Source organism: Paraburkholderia fungorum (genome assembly GCF_046027605.1).
GTDB lineage: Bacteria > Pseudomonadota > Gammaproteobacteria > Burkholderiales > Burkholderiaceae > Paraburkholderia > Paraburkholderia fungorum_F.
The window spans coordinates 60,243-78,325 of record NZ_JAQQEF010000012.1; the positions used below are offsets into that span (position 1 = coordinate 60,243).

An 18,083-nucleotide genomic window follows, 5' to 3' on the forward strand; every position below is an offset into this window, starting at 1 on the left:
CAGCCGCGTTTAAGGGCTCGCCACGGAACGTCTGACTACGCTGAATCTCGGCACGGAACGGCAGGCCACATCGAGCCTCGCCACAGAACGCCAAGCTACATTGAGACTCGGCCCGGTGCATGTTGAACGCTCGGCGACGGACCACGCAAAGATTCAGCACCGGGCGCTCAACTGAGCTCACGCGCAGCACCCGGTGTGTGCCGAACGCTCACCACACAGGTAGTGCGCTTTTAGTGCGCACTCCGCAGGCCAACCGTGACACGCGCCAGCAAACACCCGGACATCCGGTCGGACGCGCCCTGCTCACCCTCAAGACTCGTTCCCACCCGCCGCCCTCGCCGCGGCATCGGTTTTCTTCTTGGCGCCAATGCGGCTTTCCTGGCCGCGCATCAGCTTGGCGATGTTGCCTCGGTGGCGCCACACCAGCAGCGAACTCATCACGACAATCGCCAGCGCGATGATATGCGGCCCGAACAGAAAGCCGTCGAAGATCGGCGCGAATACCGCCGCAGCCAGCGCCGCCAGCGACGAATAGCGCGTGAAGAATGCCACGATCAGCCACGTCAGCAAGGTGGCGACACCGAGAATAGGGTTGATCGCGAGCAGCACGCCTGCCGCGGTCGCCACACCCTTGCCGCCTTTGAAGCGGAAGAAGATCGGATACAGGTGGCCGAGAAACACGGCGACGGACGCAATCGCGACCGACGTATCGTCAAGACCGTAGCGCGCGCCGAAGTGCACCACGAACCACACCGGCAACCATCCTTTGAATGCATCGCCGATCAGGGTGAGAATCGCGGCCTTCTTGCTGCCGCTGCGCAGCACGTTGGTGGCGCCCGGGTTGCCCGAGCCGTACGAGCGCGGGTCGTCCAGCCCCATCGCGGCGCTCACGATCACGGCAAACGACACCGAGCCGATCAGGTAGGCAACGACAGCAACGATCAGGTTTTGCATCTGGGACTCTTATAAGGATCGGCGGTCTGAAACTCGATACTCCAACCGCAACAAGGAACAAAGCGGCGCACATTCTACCGAACCCACCTGCCCGGAAAACATTCAGGCAAACATCAATCGACGCTCGCGCACTGGACCGGTTTCGCGGCCAGCAAGCCGGTCAATATTCCAGGCTCGATGCTGACCAGAAAACCACGCCGGCCGCCGTTCAGCCAGATCTTGTCCATCTCGAGAATGCTCGACTCGACGTACACCGGCATCTGCTTACGCGTGCCGAACGGCGAGGTACCGCCGATCAGATAGCCCGAATGTCGGTTCGCCACCTCGGGCTTGCACGGTTCGACGCGTTTGGCGCCAATCTGCCGCGCCAGATTCTTGGTGCTGACGGTGCGGTCGCCGTGCATCAGCACGATCAGCGGCTTGGCGTGCTCGTCTTCCATCACCAGGGTCTTCACGACATGGTGTTCGTCCACGCCGAGCTGGCGCGCGGATTCCTCGGTGCCGCCGTGCTCGACGTAATCGTAAGGATGTTCGCCGAAAATGACGCCATGGCGGCGCAGAAACTGCGTCGCGGGCGTTTCGGAGACGTGTCTGGATTTGCTCATCGGCGCATTGTAATGGCGACTTTGCACAACGGCTATTTGCCGAACGGCCAATTGTGCGGGTCCGGCGATTGTGGCACGATCGTTCGCAAATCTTCCGGCGCACGGCATGCCGGACATAGAACCGTCCATTGGAGACAGCGTTGAGCCTCGATTCACCCACCCGTTCCACGATCGACATCCCCGCGCTACTGGCCGCCCTGCCCGCGCGTATCGCCGACATTCCGGCGCTGGCCGCCGCGCGCGATCCGCAGCACGTCGCGTTGATTGAGGATGCGCGCCGCCTCACCAATGCGCAACTTCTGGAAGCCGTCGATGCCGCCGCCGCGCTGCTGCGCGAATGGGGCGTGCGTGGCGGCGATCGCGTGATGATCGTGGCCGAGAACAGCATCGTGCAGATCGTGCTGCTATTCGCAACCGCGAAACTCGACGCGTGGGCGCTCGTGTCGAACGCCCGCCTGTCCGCCGCCGAACTCGACGCGATCCGTGCGCACGCGCAGCCTCGCGTGGTCGCCTATGCGGTCGAAAGCTCCGTGGATGCCCAACAGCATGCAGCGCGGCATCAGGCCGTCACAGCGACCGTCATCGGGCCGGATATCGGCGCCTGGTCGTACACGATCGACGCCACCGCGAAAGCCGAACCGGTCGAAGCCGACAATCACCGCCAATGCGCCGCGCTGATCTACACCACAGGAACCACCGGCGCACCGAAAGGCGTGATGCTGTCGCACCGCAATCTGCTCTTCATCGCCGCCGTGTCGAGCCGTTTGCGCAAAGTCGGCCCGGACGATGTCGTGTACGCCGTTCTGCCGATCTCGCACGTGTATGGCTTCGCCTCGGTTTGTCTCGGCAGCCTGCACGCCGGCGCAACCTTGCGCCTCGCACCGCGCTTCGCGCCTGAAGCGGTGCGGCGGGCGCTCGGAGAAGAGCGGGTGTCGATCTTCCAGGGCGTGCCGGCCATGCACGCCAAACTGCTCGAACATGTGCAGACGCACGGACACGCGTGGTCGGCGCCGCATCTGCGCTTTGCCTATTCGGGCGGCTCGCCGCTCGACGCCGCGCTGAAAGCGCAGGTCGAAAACGTCTACGGCCTCCCACTGCACAACGGCTACGGGATGACGGAGAGCAGCCCGACTGTCTCCCACACCATGCTCGACGCGCCGCGCAGCGATTGCTCGGTCGGCGAAGTCATTCCGGGCGTGGACGTGCGGTTCGTCCAGCTCGACGGCGTGGATGCCGCGCCTGGCGAAATCGGTGAACTATGGGTGCGTGGCCCGAACGTGATGCTGGGTTACTACCGCAGCCCGGAGCAGACCCGCGCCGCCGTTACCGAAGACGGCTGGCTCAAGACCGGCGATCTCGCACGGCAGGACACGGATGGTGCGTTGCACATCGTCGGGCGTAGCAAGGAACTGATCATCCGTTCGGGCTTCAACGTGTACCCGGCGGAAGTCGAGCACGTGTTGAACGCGCATCCGCAAGTGGTGCAATCAGCGGTGATCGGGCGTGCAGTAGAGGGTAATGAGGAAGTGATCGCGTTCGTCGAACTGATCGCGGGCGCGAAGGTGTCGCCGGGTGAACTCATCGCGTGGTGCGCAGAGCGACTCGCGCCGTACAAGCGACCTGCCGAAGTGAGGGTGCTCGCCGCGTTGCCGGCGGCGTCGACTGGCAAAATTCTCAAGCACCGGCTGCGCGAGTTCGTCTAAGCGGCAGCCGCAGTGGCTTTGGCTTTGGCTTTGGCTTTGGCTTTGGCTCGGACTGGGCCCAGGCTTCGGCTGGAGTGCACAAAAACTACTGCATGGCCACTCGCGCCCCACGCGAATGCCAATGCCAATCACCCTCGCGGATGATGCTGCGCATGCAGCGACTTCAACCGTTCGCGGGCCACGTGTGTATAAATTTGCGTGGTCGAGATATCCGTATGACCGAGCAGCAATTGCACGACGCGCAAATCGGCGCCATGGTTCAGCAAGTGCGTCGCGAACGCGTGCCGCAGCGTATGCGGCGAGAGTGGCGCATGAACATCGGCCGCCGCCGCGTGACGCTTGATGATGTTCCAGAACTGCTGGCGGGTCATGCCCTCCGCGCGGCTCGTGACGAACAGCGCATCCGTTGCGCGCGCACCCAGCAATGCAGGGCGCGCTTCGCGCAGATAGCGTTCGATCCAGCCGTGCGCCTCTTCGCCGAACGGAATCAGGCGCTCTTTGGAGCCCTTGCCCATCACGCGCACCACGCCGTCGTTCAGGCCCACTTCCACCGTCTTCAACGTGACGAGTTCGGTGACCCGCAAACCGCTCGCGTACATCAACTCCAGCATGGTGCGGTCGCGCAGGCCCAAGGGCGTGTCGATATCCGGCGCACCGAGCAGTGCTTCGACTTGCGCTTCGCTAAGCGTCGACGGAAAACGCGGCGGCTGTTTGGCCGAACGGATGCGCACCGTCGGATCGACCTTCGCGCGATGCTCGCGCACCGCCCAGCCGTAGTAGCGGCGAAACACCGAGAGCCGCCGGTTCGCCGAGGTGGATTTGTCTTTCTGACGCGCCGCGCTATAGGCGTTGAGATCGGCCTCGCTGGCGGTGTCGAGCGACGTGTTGCGGGCGTGCGCGAGCCATTCGCAGAACAGCCGCAGATCGCGCCGGTACGCATCGAGCGTGTTGCGCGACAAGCCGTGCTCGAGCCACAACGCGTCGCAGAACGCATCGATCGAGACCGAGCTGGCCACAAACAAAGGTGACGCGATGGGCGTGCCTTCAGTCAGGGTATCGCTCATGCGTAGGGAATGCCTTCATGCGCCAGCAGCCAGCGCTTGACGTTACGAAAAAAGCCATCGTCGGCGTGATGCGCGAATCCGCCAATGCCGCTCGAACTGACCACCCGATGGCACGGAATCACGATCGGAAAGTAATTGGCGCCGCACGCCTGGCCAACCGCGCGCGGGGCGCTGCCGAGTTGCCTCGCGAGTTGTCCATAGGTCCGTACAACGCCCGGCGGGATGTCGCTAATCGCTTGCCAGACGCGCTGCTGAAACGCGGTGCCGACCGCCACGAGCGGCAATTCGAACTTCGCGGAGGCACGCTCGAAATAACGCTCGATCTGTTCGACGGCCAGCTTCGCGAGAGGCGTGTCCGGCGCGACGTTCTGCATCGACTCCGGCAGATAGACGATCTCGCGCACGGCCTCGCCTTCGAGGCGGATGCCGACCTTGCCGAACGGTGCATCGATCACTGCGTTGAACATGGTACTTGCTCCGTGATTGGCGAGGCACTTTTCGAATTGCGCGGCGGCGTATTTCGATAAGCGCGCAGCGCGCTACGCGCCGTTACATGGCGCGTCTTCCTGCCACGTGCCCGCCGGAATGCCGCTACTTTACGCCGCTTCCAACGCCCATTCCACATGCTCGCGCACCACGGCCGAAGGGTGTTCGACGCGTAACTTCAGTGCGTCAACAATCGCCTTGCGCGCGTGCGCACTCAAACTTTCGGAAGAAGCACGCAGCGCATTACCCATCCCCACCGCCAGATTGCGCAACCAGCTTTCATAGCCAATGCGACGAATCGCACTCCCCTGCATGCGCGTATCGAACTCCTCCGCGCTCCACGCAAAGAGTTCGACCAGCGTCGCGCGATCGAGTCCATGCCGCACATCGAAATCGTCGACCGGCGCGGCCTGCGCAAACTTGTTCCACGGACATACGAGTTGGCAATCGTCGCAGCCGTACACACGATTACCGATCAGCGGCCGCATTTCCAGGGGAATATTCCCCTTCAATTCGATTGTCAGATATGAAATGCACAGACGTGCATCGACCTTATAAGGCGCCACGATCGCACCCGTCGGGCACGCGCCAATGCAACGCGTGCAATTGCCGCAGTGCGAGCCCGGCGTTTCGGGTGCCTCTTCCGGCGACGTCTCGGCATCGGTGGGCAACGGCACATCCACATAGATTTCGCCGAGGAAAAACAGCGAACCGGCATCGCGTTGCAGCAACAGTGTGTGCTTGCCCCGCCAACCGATGCCGGCCTTCTGCGCAAGTTCTACCTCGAGCACCGGCGCCGAATCGGTAAATACGCGGTAGCCGAAGGCACCGATCTCCGCCTCGATTTTCTCGGCCAGATGTTGCAAACGATTACGCATGACCTTGTGATAATCGCGGCCCCGCGCATAGATCGACACCACCGCCGCCGACGGGTCCAGGAGCCGCGCATGCTCGGCTGCACGCCAGTCTTGCGCTGCAAGCGGCGAGTCCTGCAACGCGCTTTCGTGCGCCTTTCCACTCAACGTCTGCGCGGGCAAATAGGCGATGCGCGCTGTAATCACACGTCGCGTGCCGGCCACAAGCTCGGCGGGACGCGCGCGTTTCATACCGTGTTTCGCCATATAATCCATCTCGCCGTGGCAACCCGCGTCCAGCCATGCTGCAAGCGGCGCTTCGGCAGCGGAGAGATCGGTGTCGCTAATGCCGATCGCTCCGAAACCCAGTTCACGGCCCCATGTTTTGATGTTGAGCGCGAGCGCATGCAACGCCGCTTCATCGAAATGGCGCTCGGCACGCACATCGTCGTTAGACGCAGGCGTGCAGGGAACAGGGGACTCCGGACTTCGGTTCATCACGCCATTTTACGAGAATGCCCGTCAATCCCGATCTCGCGATCCAACCGCCCGCCCAGATCCTGCTCGAACGCTCCTTCGCGCTCGCGGACGAGGCCGCCACGAATGCCTTCGGCGCGCGCTTCGCGCAGGCGATCGAAAGCGTGCGCGAGTTGCAGCGCAAGCCACGGCACAACCCGCAGCAAACCACACAGCGGGAAGCGCAACAACCCGCCCCGCTCGCTGCGAATGAGCAAACATCCCACGGACTGCAAGTGCAACTCGTCGGCGACCTCGGGGCCGGCAAAACCACCCTCGTGCGCGCAACCCTGCGCGGCCTCGGCCACACCGGCCGCGTGCGCAGTCCTACTTACACACTCGTCGAACCCTACGTGCTCGAACGTCCCGCTGGGGAACTCGCGCTCTATCACTTCGATCTGTACAGATTCACCGATCCGGCCGAGTGGGCCGATGCGGGCTTTCGCGAGTACTTCGACAGCGGCGCGATCTGCCTCGTCGAATGGCCGCAACGCGCGGGCCGCCTGCTGGGCGTGCCGGATCTCGTCTTCTCGCTCGACCTGGACCACGAAGGCAACGGCCGCGTACTCGTCGCACGGGCATATAGCGAATCAGGAAAGGCATGTCTCGAAAGATGTTGATCAAACCATTCCGCTCGATCGAATCGGCAGCGACCGCCACGCATAACTGGCGGCGCCGGCAGATTCTGTGCGCGGGCGCGTCCACGCTGATGCTCGGTCTGGTCGCTCCGCGTCTCGCGTGGGCGAGCTCGGTGCTTGGCGTGCGGGTCTGGCCGGCGCGCGACTACACGCGCGTGACGATCGAGTCGGATCAGCCATTGCAGAACGCACAGCAGTTGCTGCAGAGTCCGGACCGGCTGGTGGTCGACCTGAGCGGACTCGATCTGGATCAGGCGTTAAAGGACCTGGTGTCACAGATCACGCCGAACGATCCGCAGATCCAGTCGGTGCGCGTTGGGCAATATCAGCCGCACGTCGTGCGCATGGTGTTCGATCTGAAGGGCTCGGTGAAGCCGCAAGTCTTTACGCTGCCGCCGGTCGGCGCGTACAAGTACCGGTTGGTGTTCGACCTGTATCCCGCCGTTGCGCCTGACCCGCTCATGGATCTGCTCGCGCAGACCGAGCACAAGCAGCAAACGCTGGACGAAAGCAACGCGCCGCCTGCCACGTTAAGTGGCCCGGGCACCACGCCGCCCGCCGCCGACAACAGCGAAGCTTTCTTCGAGCGTTACGCGCAGAACGGCGGCGGCAGCGGTGGAACGGCGCCGGGCGTGCCGCGCCCATCCGTGCATGGCGCACCGCCGGTCCCGCCCATCCTCGGCAAGTCTGCGCCCACGGCGCCGGCGGCTCCCACCGCACCGCCCGTCGCGATCGCCCGCAACAAGGGCGGCACCAGCGGCAGCAACCTGGGTGGCGACGATACCAACAGCAACGGCGACGACAACTACGCCTTCACCAACCCGAAAACCGGCAAAAGCAACACGGTGCGTCTGTTGACCGTCGCGATCGATCCGGGTCACGGCGGCGAAGACCCGGGCGCGATCGGCGGCTCGGGCACGTACGAGAAGCACGTCGCACTCGACATTGCAAAGAAGCTGCGCGCCAAGATCGACGGCCAGCCGAACATGCGCGCCATGATGACGCGCGACGCCGACTTCTTCGTGCCGCTGAACGTGCGCGTGCAGAAGGCTCGGCGCGTGGGCGCGGACCTGTTCGTCTCGATCCACGCGGATGCGTTCACCACGCCGGATGCCAAGGGCTCGTCGGTGTTCGCGTTGTCGGAACACGGCGCGTCGAGCGCCGCGGCGCGCTGGATGGCGAACAAGGAGAACTCGTCGGATCAGATCGGCGGGATCAACATCAAGTCCGCCGACGCCACCGTCAACCGCGCGCTGTTCGATATGTCGACCACCGCGCAGATCCGCGATTCGATGCGCTACGGCAACTTCGTGCTGAACGAAATCGGCGGCATCAACAAGCTGCACAAAGGTTCGGTGGAACAGGCGGGGTTTGCCGTGCTGAAGGCGCCGGATATTCCCTCGATCCTCGTGGAAACGGCATTCATCAGCAACCCGGACGAGGAGCGCCGCCTGAACGACGACGCGTATCGGGAGAAAATGGCCGATGCGATCATGACCGGCATCAAGCGCTATTTCGCGGCGAATCCGCCGCTGGCGAAGAGCCGCATGACCTGACGTTCAGTGGCATGACACGGCGTCATGCCTGCAACAAAACGAAACGGCCGCTCGATGCGGCCGTTTTTTCTGCTTCACGCTTGCGCGGCGTTCAACGCGCCATTGAAATCCGCTGCATGACCCATCCACCGAACACATTCACCGCCAATCCCGCCATCACGAGCAGGGCGCCCGCGATCTGCGCCGCGGACAACTGCTCGTCGAGAAACAGGGACGCCGAAGCCAGCCCGACAATCGGCACCAGCAGCGAGAACGGCGCCACCTGGCTCGCCGGATAGCGCGACAACAGCCGGCTCCACAAGCCATAGCCGATCAGCGTTGCGATAAACGCCAGGTAGACGATGGCGAAAATCGACGTCGCGCTAATGCCGGACAGCGCCGCGACGATCCGCTGCGGCCCTTCGAACGCGTACGACAGCGCGAAGAACGGCAACGGCGGGATCAGGCTGCCCCACACCACCAGCCCGACCAGATCGACCTTGCCGACCTTCTTCGTGACGATGTTGCCGAGCGCCCACGAACCCGCGGCGCACAGCGTGAGGACGAAACCGGCGAGCGTCATTGCATGGCCGCCCTGCATGCCGATGATCGCGAGGCCGCCCGCCGCGATCAGCAAGCCGACGACGTTCGGCATGCGAAAGCGCTCATGCAGAAACAGCGCCGCGAAGATCAGCGTGAAGAAAGCCTGCGCCTGCAAGACGAGCGACGCGAGTCCCGCCGGCATGCCGACATACATGGCTGAGAATAGAAAAGCGAACTGCCCTAACGAAATCGTCGCGCCATAAGCGAACAGCCAGCGCCATGGCATCTGCGGCCGCTTGACGAAAAACACCGCCGGCACGGCGGCGAGCGCGAAACGCAGCGCGCCAAGCAGCATTGGCGGCACGCCATGCAGACCCACCTTGATCACGACGAAATTGACCCCCCACGCCACGACGACGACGAGCGCGAGCAGTAAGTCCCTGGGTGACATCCCGGTCTCCATTTGATTGTTAGATCCGGAATTTTAGCGGAGCCAGCAGCGTCAGGGGACAGCACGCGTTACGGAATCCCGGAGGGGACGTGCGACGCAAACCGTCAGCGTTCCGGCCTCCGCAGTAGAATCGACTATTAAGCAAAAATCCGATTCCCCTTCCAGCCGAGCCTGCCCATGTCTTCCTCGATCAAAGCAGTCCTCAAACCGCATCTGCGCGACGTCGGCAGCCTCACCGTGCGGCGCGTGCTGCCGGCCATGGCCGCGCGCCTGATCGGCCCGTTCATCTTTTTCGATCACATGGGCCCTGCCACGCTGGAACCCGGCGTCGGGCTCGACGTGCGTCCGCATCCGCATATCGGCCTCGCCACCGTCACGTATCTGTTCGAAGGCTCGATCATGCATCGCGACAGTCTCGGCTCGGAGCAGAAGATCGTGCCGGGCGACGTCAACTGGATGACGGCGGGCCGCGGCATCGTCCATTCGGAGCGCACGCCAGCCGAAGACCGCGCGAGCGGCCTCGCCATGCACGGCATCCAGACCTGGGTCGCGCTGCCGCTCGACGACGAAGACATCGAACCATCGTTCTCGCATCACGCGGCCGCGACGCTGCCGGTGGTCGAGCGCAACGGCGTCATGCTGCGCGTGATCGCGGGCACCGCGTTCGGCGAAACCTCGCCCGTCGAGACCTTTTCCGGCACGCTGTATGTGGCCGCGGAGTTCGCCCCGGGGGGCGCCTTCGCGCTCGAACCGGAGCACGAGGAGCGCGGTGTCTATCTGGTGGACGGCGATCTGGAGATCGACGGCACACCGCTCGAAGCAGGTCAGATGGCCGTGCTCGCGCTCGATGAAACCGTCACGCTTGCCAGCACCCACGGCGCGCGCGTCATGCTGCTCGGCGGCGAGAAGCTGGATGGCGAGCGCTTTATCGAATGGAATTTCGTCGCCAGTTCGCGCGAGAAGATCGAAGCCGCGAAGCTGGCGTGGACTAATCAGGAGATGGGCAAGGTACCGGGGGAAACCGAATGGATTCCGCTGCCGGTAAGAAAATGAGCGCGTATCGATCAGTGCCGTGTATCAGCGCAAACAGCAGCGGGCGCAACGCGCATTGAATTTGCCGCACTCGGCCCCACTTAGCCAACAAACCGTTTTATCACGAGGACGCAATGGACACCACTCTGGCCACTTTTGAACAGGACGTCATCACGGCGTCGACCTTGGCCCCTGTGCTGGTCGATTTCTGGGCGCCCTGGTGCGGCCCCTGCAAGACGCTTGGCCCGATGCTCGAGAAGCTCGAAGCTGAAGGCGCCGGCAAATGGAAGCTGGTGAAGGTGAACGTCGACGAGAACCAGGAACTGGCCGGGCACTTCCAGGTGCGCAGCATTCCGCATGTCATGGCATTCGCGGACGGCCAGCCGGTCGATCAATTCGTCGGCGTGCTGCCGGAAGGGCAGTTGCGCGAGTTTATCGAGCGCCTCGTGCCGCAAGGCGCGGACGCGGCACGTGTGGAAGCGCAAACCGCGTTGGCCGAAGGCCGTCGTGAGGATGCGTATGACGCGCTGCAGGCCGCCCTCGCCTACGATCCCGGTTTCGACGAAGCGCGCATGGACCGCATTGAAATGCTGCTCGAAGACAACCGCATCGACGAAGCGCGTAATGAAGTCGATCTGCTGTCGCCGAAAACCACGCAAGGAATCGACGCCCGCTTCAACGCGATCAAGACCCGGCTCGACGCAGTGGACGCGGCTGCTGATCTGCCGCCTACAGATGCACTCGAAGCCACAGTCGCAGCGAATCCGGACGATCTCGAAGCACGCTTCGATCTGGCTAGCGCACTGATCGCTCGCCGCAAATACGAAGACGCGCTCGAGCATCTGTTGGCGATCGTGCAACGCGACCGCACGTTCCGCGACGACATTGGCCGTAAGACCATGCTGTCGGTGTTCGACCTCGCTGCACATCAGCCGGAACTGGTGTCGCAATGGCGGCGCAAGCTGAGTGCGTTGTTGTTCTAATGTGTACTGCATCAGGTGCGGCGTGGTGCCGCGCCTGAATGCGATATGGCATACCTTGCTCCAACCCGCCTGACCGCCTCAACGCTCTAACGCGGCGACGCTGTAACGCCCTACTGCCTCAACCCGCTGCTTGCTTCGCCAACGCCCGCAACACATGCGCGGCCGCGGCAAAACCGAAGCTCGCCGTCACACACACGCTCGAGCCAAATCCCGCGCAGTTCAAACCGACCGGTCCCGTATGACCCGGCGACGTCGTGACGTGCTCCGCTTCCTCGTCGATATCGCACACGGCGGCTTCTGGATAGATCAGCGGCTCATCGGAATACACCGCGCTTACCTTGAACTTCGCCTTTGGACCACGCGGAAAACCATGTTGTTTGCGCAGTTGCCCGCGTACTTTCGATAGCAACGGATCCTGGATGGTCAACGCGAGATCATCGATACGAATGCGCGTCGGATCCAGTTGACCACCCGCACCGCCCACCGTTATCAGCGGCTGCTTCTTCTCGACGCACCACGCGATCAACGCGGTCTTGGTGCGCACACTGTCGATCGCATCGATCACATAATCGAACCCACCGCCGAGCGTCGCCGCGAAATTGTCCGGCTCGACGAAGTCTTCGATCAGCCTCACGTCGCAGAACGGATTGATCGCCGCGATGCGTTCGGCCATCGCCTCGACCTTCGGTTTTCCGTAGTTGCCGTCCAGTGCGTGGATCTGGCGGTTCGTGTTGCTCTCGGCGACGTTGTCGAGATCGATCAAGGTCAGCGTGCCGACCGCGCTGCGCGCCAACGCCTCCGCGACCCACGAGCCCACCCCGCCGATACCGATCACCGCGACGTGCGCCCCTTCGAACGCGGCGAGCGCCGGCACGCCGTACAAGCGGGCAATGCCGCCAAAGCGCCGCGCGCGGTCGGCGGTTTCATTCCCGTCGAGGCTGGTAGTAAGATCGGAATGCGCGGTAGTGCTGGACATGGTGGGAGGCTCGTTCAAAGCAGGCAACACAAAGTGGTCACGCTGAAGCGTTCGTAGCCCGTATTTTGCCTGATCGCGCTAATCCGCATGGCCGTACCAACCTTGAGGCACGAATCACCGCACACGGGGTGGCCTGGATGTCCACACAGCGCGGCGGGCCTTGACCTGGTCGCGCGCAAAAAATTCAAGCCTTGGCTATACTAATTGGACTGTAGCGTTCGCATAAGAACATGACCTCACTCGCCGAACTTCGAAAAAACTATTCGCTGGGTTCTTTGGACGTTGCCGATATCGACCGCAACCCGTTTCGTCAATTCGACACGTGGTTTCAACAAGCGGTAGACGCCCAACTGCCCGAGCCGAATACGATGACGCTGGCCACGGTGGACTCGCGCGGCCGGCCGTCGGCGCGCATCGTGTTGATCAAAGGGGTCGACGAGCGCGGCTTTGTGTTCTTCACCAACTACGAGAGCCGCAAGGGTCTCGAACTGGCCGGCAATCCCTATGCGAGCCTGCTCTTCTTCTGGATCGAGCTCGAACGCCAGGTGCGCATCGAAGGCCGGATCGTCAAAACGAGCCCTGAAGAAAGCGATACGTATTACCAGTCGCGCCCGCTTGGTTCACGCATCGGCGCGTGGGCATCCAATCAGAGTCAGGTAATTGAAAGCCGCTCGCAGCTCGAAACACGCGAACGCGAAATCAGCCTGCAATACGGTGACCAACCGCCGCGCCCACCGCACTGGGGCGGTTATCGTTTGGTACCCGAAGCAATTGAATTCTGGCAGGGCCGGCCGTCGCGTCTGCACGACCGTTTGCTCTACACACGTTCAAGCGAAAACAGCGACTGGCAAATCTCCCGCCTATCGCCTTGAAACGAAATACAACGCCGTATGCGCGTTGCCAACGCAGCAGCGCGACGGCTGGATTGCGCCTCGCGGCATAGGAGTTGCGTCGCAGTGAGCAGCGATCCACACAGGCTTTGCTTTAGTTCAACGGACACGGAGAAATCACATGTTCTGGGAGAAGAAGCTGGCGCAGTGGGTGGAAGACGTCAAAATCAGGGCTAACCTGCCAGCACGCCTTGTGCTGTGGGACGGCCAGCAACATGACTTCGGGCAGTTCGCCGCGCCGCAGGTCACGCTACACGTCAAAAGCGCCACGGCGCTGCCGTATCTGCTCGAACCGAGCCTCGACAATCTCGGCGAGGCGTACGTGAAGGGCAAGATCGACATCGAAGGCAAACTGTCGGACATCATCAACATCAGCTATCAGCTGGCGCGCAACACGGTCACCAGCGCGAGCAAGCTGGCGCGCGTGCGGCGCTACTTCAATCATTCGAAGTCGTCGGACAAGAAGGCCATTCAGTACCACTACGATGTCTCGAACGAGTTCTACAAGCTGTGGCTCGACGAGAATATGGTGTACTCGTGTGCGTACTTCGAGAATGGCGATGAAGACCTCGCCACCGCGCAGATCAAGAAGATCGACCACATTCTCACCAAGATCCAGTTGCAACCGGGGCAGCGTCTGCTCGATATCGGCTGCGGCTGGGGCGCGCTCGTTCTGCGCGCGGCGCAGAAGTTCGGCGCGAAGTGCGTCGGCGTGACGCTGTCGCAGAACCAGTTCGATCTCGCCACCGCGCGCGTGAAAGCCGCGGGCCTGGAAAACCAGATCGAGATTCGTCTGCAGGATTACCGCGACGTCGAAGGACAGTTCGACCGCATCACCAGCGTCGGCATGTTCGAGCATGTGGGCCGCAAAAATCTGCCGGGCTACTTCGAAAAGATTCGCGATCTGCTCGTCGATGACGGCGTCGCCATGAATCACGGCATCACGTCGAGCGATTCGGACAGTGGCGAAACCGCGCTCGGCGGCGGTGAATTCATCGACCGCTATGTGTTTCCCGATGGTGAGCTGCCGCATATCAGCCTCGCGCTAGAAGCCATGCAGCGTGGCGGGCTTGAAGCGGTTGACGTCGAAAGCCTGCGCCGTCACTATGCGCACACGCTGGACCTCTGGGCAGAAAACTTCGAGGCGCATGCGGACGAAGCCCGCAAGCTGGTCGACGACGAAAAATTCCGCATCTGGCGCGTGTACCTCGCCGGCTGCGCGTACGCGTTCGAAACCGACGACGTCTCGATCTACCAGGTGGTGTGCCGCAAAGCCGGGCGCAGCGCAAAAACCTTGCCGTGGTCGCGCCGCTATATGTACGACAAAACGTTGTGATACGGTTGCGCCGCGGCGATTCGCCGTCGCCGCGTGCCCGGTGCATGCATTGCATGAGCGGGCCGACGCGGCGCAAACCTTAAACAGCGGGTCGGACATCGATGGACCAGAGCGGGACAAGCGAAGTTGAACAGCCGGTGACTGGCGAGCATGAGGCGCAGGCGGACGCCGTGCAGTACGATCTATTCGGGATGCCGGTGGAAGCGCCGGCGACATCGGCGAAGGCGGATGGGGGTGCAAAGGCGCGGCGCGGGACTGCTGGAGCGGGCGCCACTACCGACGTAGCAGCGGCAAGCGCGGCTGCGACGCAGGCGCTCGCTGACGTGGTGCAGGTTGAACGGCGGCGTGAACCACGCACAATGGCAAGCGATGCCATCCTGCTCTGGCAGGAAGACGATGCGCCGATACCGCCTCAAACCGAGACTGAAACCGAAAGCGAAAGCGAATGCGCGGCCAACGCCGCGACCAACAATACGCCAAAGAAACGCCGTACCCGCGACGTTCTCGCCGCCCCGCCCTCTCCCGAACTCCTGGCGCTCGCCGCCGACCTGCCACCGCAGGTGCACCTCGGTACGTCGACATGGTCGTTTCCAGGCTGGAACGGCATCGTCTACGGCGACGACTACAGCAATAGCAAACTCTCGCGCGAAGGTCTGACGGCTTATGGCGCACATCCGCTGCTCAGAACGGTCAGCATCGACCGGTCGTTTTACCAGGCGCTCACCGTCACCGAATACTTGCGCTACGCGCAGCAGGTGCCGACGCACTTCCGCTTCATCGTCAAAGCGCCGATGACGATCACCGACGCCACCGTGCGCGCCGAACGCGGCGAGCCGGTCTCGCTGAACCCCTGCTTTCTGAACACGCAAATGGCGATCGACGAATTCGTCACGCCATGCCTCGACGGCCTCGGCGCGAAAGCCGGCGCGCTCGTGTTCCAGCTCTCGCCGTTGCCCGACCAGATGCTCGCGCAACCGGCGGCGTTCATCGAACGCCTAGCGGGGTTTCTGACGGCGTTGCCCAAGCTGCCTGACGGCACGTGCTACGCGATCGAAATCCGCGATGCGAGCTTGCTCACGCCGCGTTTCATCCGCACGCTGAAAACGGCGGGCGTGCGCTATTGCGTGGGGATTCATGCGCGGATGCCGGACCCGCTGCGTCAGGCGGCGGCGCTCGCGCTGCTGGACGGCGAACCGGCCGGTCCGCTGATCGTACGGTGGAGTTTGCACGGCGGCTTCAAATACGAACAGGCAAAGGCCAAGTACGAACCGTTCAACCAGCTGATCGATCAAGACCCGACGACCCGCGCCGCGCTCGCCGAGCTGGCCGCGCGCTACGCGCTGGCCGGCCAGCCGGTGGTGATCGCAATCAACAACAAGGCGGAAGGCTCGGCGCCGTTAAGCTGCGTGGAACTGGCAAGGGCGATTATCGAAGCGTATGCGCGCCTTGCTCATGAACACGAACAAGAGCACGAACATGAGCCGCAGTTGCCAGATGACGGCGAGCAGCAGCAAGACGGCGAACGCGGCGAGCCGGCCTAGGCCTCGCCGCCGCAAAACTACTCAGCTCGCCTTGATACGATGCGCAAACTTCTGACGAAACTTCGCGACCTTCGGCGCCACCACGAACGAGCAGTACCCTTGATTCGGATGCTGCGCGAAATAATTCTGGTGATACGCTTCGGCCGGCCAGTAGTTGCTGTCGAGCGGCAGCACCTCGGTGACGATCTGGCCGTCGTAAATCTGCTGTTCGCCGATCTCGCGAATCGCCTGTAACGCCGTTTCATGCTGCGCATCGGAATGCGTGAAAATCACCGAACGGTATTGCGTGCCCACGTCGTTGCCCTGCCGGTTCAACTGGGTCGGATCGTGGATCGCGAAGAAAATATCGAGAATCTCGCGATAGCTGATCTTCGAAGGATCGAAGTCGACATTCACGACTTCCGCATGCCCCGTCACACCATCGCACACCTGTTCATAGGTCGGCCGTTCGGTCTGGCCACCCGCATAGCCCGACTCCACCGAGTTCACGCCTTCGACGCCCAGATACACCGCTTCGAGGCACCAGAAACACCCGCCACCGAGGGTGGCGACTTCGCCTGTCTGACTCATGCTGCTTGCTCCTTGATACTGATAGTCGGCGGACGCCGGTTCCGCTAAACAGCAACACTCATTCCACAACCGGGACTTTGCAGCTTAGCGGTTTTTCCACTAACCGGCAGGGGTCGCGGCCAGTCCACCGCGATTGCAGTTAAAATTGGGACAAATCGACGATTTTCACTATGACTTTCGAATCATTTGTTTTCAACCGCGCGCGCGATGGGTTCAGCCTGGGGTTCAGCCGGCTCGGCTCCGGGACTTCCGCCCGATGAAGCGCGCCAGCCCACCCAATTTCGACCAGCCCGCCTTCAAACAGGCGCTTAGCCAATTCGCCACTGGCGTCACTGTCATTACAACGCGTGCAGCGTCCGGCCAATTGATCGGCATCACGGCCAGTTCGTTCAATTCGGTTTCGCTCAATCCGCCGCTGGTGCTGTGGAGCCTCGCCAGCCGCTCGGCGTCGATGTCGGTGTTCCGGGCGAATAGCCACTACGTGGTCAACGTGCTGGCCGCCTCGCAACTCGATCTGTGCAAACGCTTTGCCACTGTGAAGGGCGACCGTTTCGAAGGTGTGTCGCACGCCGAAGGCGACACCGGCATGCCGGTGCTCGACGGTGCGCTTGCCTGGTTCGAATGCCATAACCGCAGTCGCTACGAAGAAGGCGACCACGTGATATTCGTCGGCGAAGTGGAGCGCTGCGGCGTTCACGAGAATGCCGCGGAAATCGCGCCGCTGGTCTTTCAGAACGGTCTGTTCCACGGACTCAAGCCGCTCTGAACGCGGCGCGGCGGTGGCGTTTTGACCGCGCCTGCAACCACGGCCAGAAACTGCACTGCGCAACGCGCCAAGGCACAAGCCGGCGCAAGCCGACCCGCCGCTCGCAGTCAGTTATGCGATGCGCTGTGTCCGCTGGCTTTCGTCACTAGCGCAACCGGCACGCCGGAATCTTCCTTCAGCGTTTGCAGCACGATATTCGAACGAATATCCATCACGCCTGGCGCCTTATAGAGGCGTTGCAGCACGAAATCCGAATAGTGTTTGAGATTGTGGGCGAGCACCCGCAGCAGATAATGGGTCTCGCCGGTCACGACAAATGCGCCGACCACTTCCGGCCAATCCCGCACCGCCTCCGCAAAGCGCTCGTGCCAGTTCTCCTGGTCGTTGCGCATGGACACCTGCACGAACGCTTCCAGTTCGAAACCCAGCACTTCGCGGTTCAGACACGCACGGTAATGTTCGATGACGCCCTGCTCTTCGAGCAGGCGCAGGCGTCGTAGACAGGCCGACGGCGAAAGCGAAATACGCTCCGCCAGGTCGAGATTGCTGATCCGTCCTTCTTGCTGAAGCACCGTCAAGATACGGCAATCGGTGGCGTCGAGCGAGATCGCGTTCATATTCGGTCTCCCTTTCCCATTTG

At 62.6% G+C, this 18,083-nt stretch carries 18 protein-coding genes; 9 read left to right on the forward strand and 9 right to left on the reverse strand.

What is annotated here, in order from left to right:
- Window positions 1–309: 309 nt before the first annotated feature.
- Window positions 310–954: a glycerol-3-phosphate 1-O-acyltransferase PlsY gene (plsY, locus tag PQR53_RS20570; RefSeq protein ID WP_408457648.1), complete on the reverse strand. Its 645-nt coding sequence runs from the start codon at window positions 952–954 to the stop codon at window positions 310–312.
- A gap of 113 nt (window positions 955–1,067) precedes the next feature.
- Window positions 1,068–1,559, reverse strand: coding sequence for a Cys-tRNA(Pro) deacylase (gene ybaK, locus PQR53_RS20575; protein WP_408457651.1), 492 nt, complete (start codon window positions 1,557–1,559; stop codon window positions 1,068–1,070).
- A 140-nt stretch (window positions 1,560–1,699) separates the two neighbouring features.
- On the opposite strand from ybaK, the gene PQR53_RS20580 reads away from it, so the two are divergent.
- Window positions 1,700–3,262, forward strand: a complete 1,563-nt coding sequence (locus tag PQR53_RS20580) for a class I adenylate-forming enzyme family protein (RefSeq protein ID WP_408457654.1) — start codon at window positions 1,700–1,702, stop codon at window positions 3,260–3,262.
- A gap of 128 nt (window positions 3,263–3,390) precedes the next feature.
- On the opposite strand, the gene xerD is transcribed toward PQR53_RS20580, so the two are convergent.
- The 3 genes from xerD to queG form a co-directional block, all read right to left on the reverse strand.
- Window positions 3,391–4,326 carry a site-specific tyrosine recombinase XerD gene (xerD, locus tag PQR53_RS20585; protein WP_408457657.1) on the reverse strand — a complete coding sequence of 312 codons (936 nt, stop codon included), beginning with the start codon at window positions 4,324–4,326 and terminating at the stop codon, window positions 3,391–3,393.
- The gene (locus tag PQR53_RS20590) at window positions 4,323–4,793 is read right to left on the reverse strand and encodes a methylated-DNA--[protein]-cysteine S-methyltransferase (RefSeq protein WP_408457660.1); all 471 of its coding nucleotides are present in this window, start codon (window positions 4,791–4,793) and stop codon (window positions 4,323–4,325) included. Before PQR53_RS20590 ends, xerD begins: the two co-directional genes overlap by 4 nt.
- A 129-nt stretch (window positions 4,794–4,922) precedes the next feature.
- The gene (gene queG / locus PQR53_RS20595; protein ID WP_408457663.1) at window positions 4,923–6,164 is read right to left on the reverse strand and encodes a tRNA epoxyqueuosine(34) reductase QueG; all 1,242 of its coding nucleotides are present in this window, start codon (window positions 6,162–6,164) and stop codon (window positions 4,923–4,925) included.
- Between the two features lie 17 nt (window positions 6,165–6,181).
- Between queG and tsaE the strand changes: the two genes are divergently transcribed.
- Both tsaE and PQR53_RS20605 read left to right on the forward strand, forming a co-directional pair.
- A complete protein-coding gene (tsaE, locus tag PQR53_RS20600) occupies window positions 6,182–6,802 on the forward strand; it encodes a tRNA (adenosine(37)-N6)-threonylcarbamoyltransferase complex ATPase subunit type 1 TsaE (protein ID WP_408457665.1) in 621 nt (206 codons plus the stop codon).
- The gene (locus PQR53_RS20605; protein WP_408457668.1) at window positions 6,784–8,376 is read left to right on the forward strand and encodes an N-acetylmuramoyl-L-alanine amidase; all 1,593 of its coding nucleotides are present in this window, start codon (window positions 6,784–6,786) and stop codon (window positions 8,374–8,376) included. The genes tsaE and PQR53_RS20605 overlap by 19 nt, the downstream gene beginning before the upstream one ends.
- A gap of 91 nt (window positions 8,377–8,467) precedes the next feature.
- Here PQR53_RS20605 and PQR53_RS20610 read toward each other — a convergent pair whose 3' ends face one another.
- Window positions 8,468–9,349 carry an EamA family transporter gene (locus PQR53_RS20610; protein WP_408457670.1) on the reverse strand — a complete coding sequence of 294 codons (882 nt, stop codon included), beginning with the start codon at window positions 9,347–9,349 and terminating at the stop codon, window positions 8,468–8,470.
- Between the two features lie 177 nt (window positions 9,350–9,526).
- Between PQR53_RS20610 and PQR53_RS20615 the strand changes: the two genes are divergently transcribed.
- Together PQR53_RS20615 and trxA are read left to right on the forward strand one after the other, a co-directional pair.
- Window positions 9,527–10,402 (forward strand): pirin family protein, encoded by an 876-nt coding sequence (locus tag PQR53_RS20615; RefSeq protein ID WP_408457673.1) that lies wholly within the window; start codon window positions 9,527–9,529, stop codon window positions 10,400–10,402.
- A gap of 113 nt (window positions 10,403–10,515) precedes the next feature.
- A complete protein-coding gene (gene trxA / locus PQR53_RS20620) occupies window positions 10,516–11,364 on the forward strand; it encodes a thioredoxin (RefSeq protein ID WP_408457676.1) in 849 nt (282 codons plus the stop codon).
- 118 nt (window positions 11,365–11,482) lie between these two features.
- Here the strand turns inward: trxA and tcdA are convergent, their stop codons facing one another.
- Window positions 11,483–12,340, reverse strand: a complete 858-nt coding sequence (gene tcdA, locus PQR53_RS20625; RefSeq protein ID WP_408457679.1) for a tRNA cyclic N6-threonylcarbamoyladenosine(37) synthase TcdA — start codon at window positions 12,338–12,340, stop codon at window positions 11,483–11,485.
- A gap of 230 nt (window positions 12,341–12,570) precedes the next feature.
- On the opposite strand from tcdA, the gene pdxH reads away from it, so the two are divergent.
- The 3 genes from pdxH (at window position 12,571) to PQR53_RS20640 (ending at window position 16,107) form a co-directional block, all read left to right on the forward strand.
- Entirely contained in the window at window positions 12,571–13,212 is a 642-nt protein-coding gene (gene pdxH, locus PQR53_RS20630) for a pyridoxamine 5'-phosphate oxidase (protein ID WP_408457681.1), read from the forward strand.
- Window positions 13,213–13,351: 139 nt separating this feature from the next.
- A complete protein-coding gene (locus PQR53_RS20635; protein WP_408457684.1) occupies window positions 13,352–14,566 on the forward strand; it encodes a class I SAM-dependent methyltransferase in 1,215 nt (404 codons plus the stop codon).
- A 101-nt stretch (window positions 14,567–14,667) separates the two neighbouring features.
- Window positions 14,668–16,107, forward strand: coding sequence for a DUF72 domain-containing protein (locus tag PQR53_RS20640; protein ID WP_408457687.1), 1,440 nt, complete (start codon window positions 14,668–14,670; stop codon window positions 16,105–16,107).
- Window positions 16,108–16,128: 21 nt separating this feature from the next.
- Here the strand turns inward: PQR53_RS20640 and msrA are convergent, their stop codons facing one another.
- Window positions 16,129–16,677, reverse strand: coding sequence for a peptide-methionine (S)-S-oxide reductase MsrA (gene msrA, locus PQR53_RS20645; protein WP_408457689.1), 549 nt, complete (start codon window positions 16,675–16,677; stop codon window positions 16,129–16,131).
- A 256-nt stretch (window positions 16,678–16,933) separates the two neighbouring features.
- Here msrA and PQR53_RS20650 point away from each other — a divergent pair, with 256 nt between their 5' ends.
- Window positions 16,934–17,443, forward strand: a complete 510-nt coding sequence (locus PQR53_RS20650; protein ID WP_408457692.1) for a flavin reductase family protein — start codon at window positions 16,934–16,936, stop codon at window positions 17,441–17,443.
- A gap of 107 nt (window positions 17,444–17,550) precedes the next feature.
- On the opposite strand, the gene PQR53_RS20655 is transcribed toward PQR53_RS20650, so the two are convergent.
- Window positions 17,551–18,060: an Lrp/AsnC family transcriptional regulator gene (locus PQR53_RS20655; RefSeq protein ID WP_408457695.1), complete on the reverse strand. Its 510-nt coding sequence runs from the start codon at window positions 18,058–18,060 to the stop codon at window positions 17,551–17,553.
- Between the last annotated feature and the right edge of the window lie 23 nt (window positions 18,061–18,083).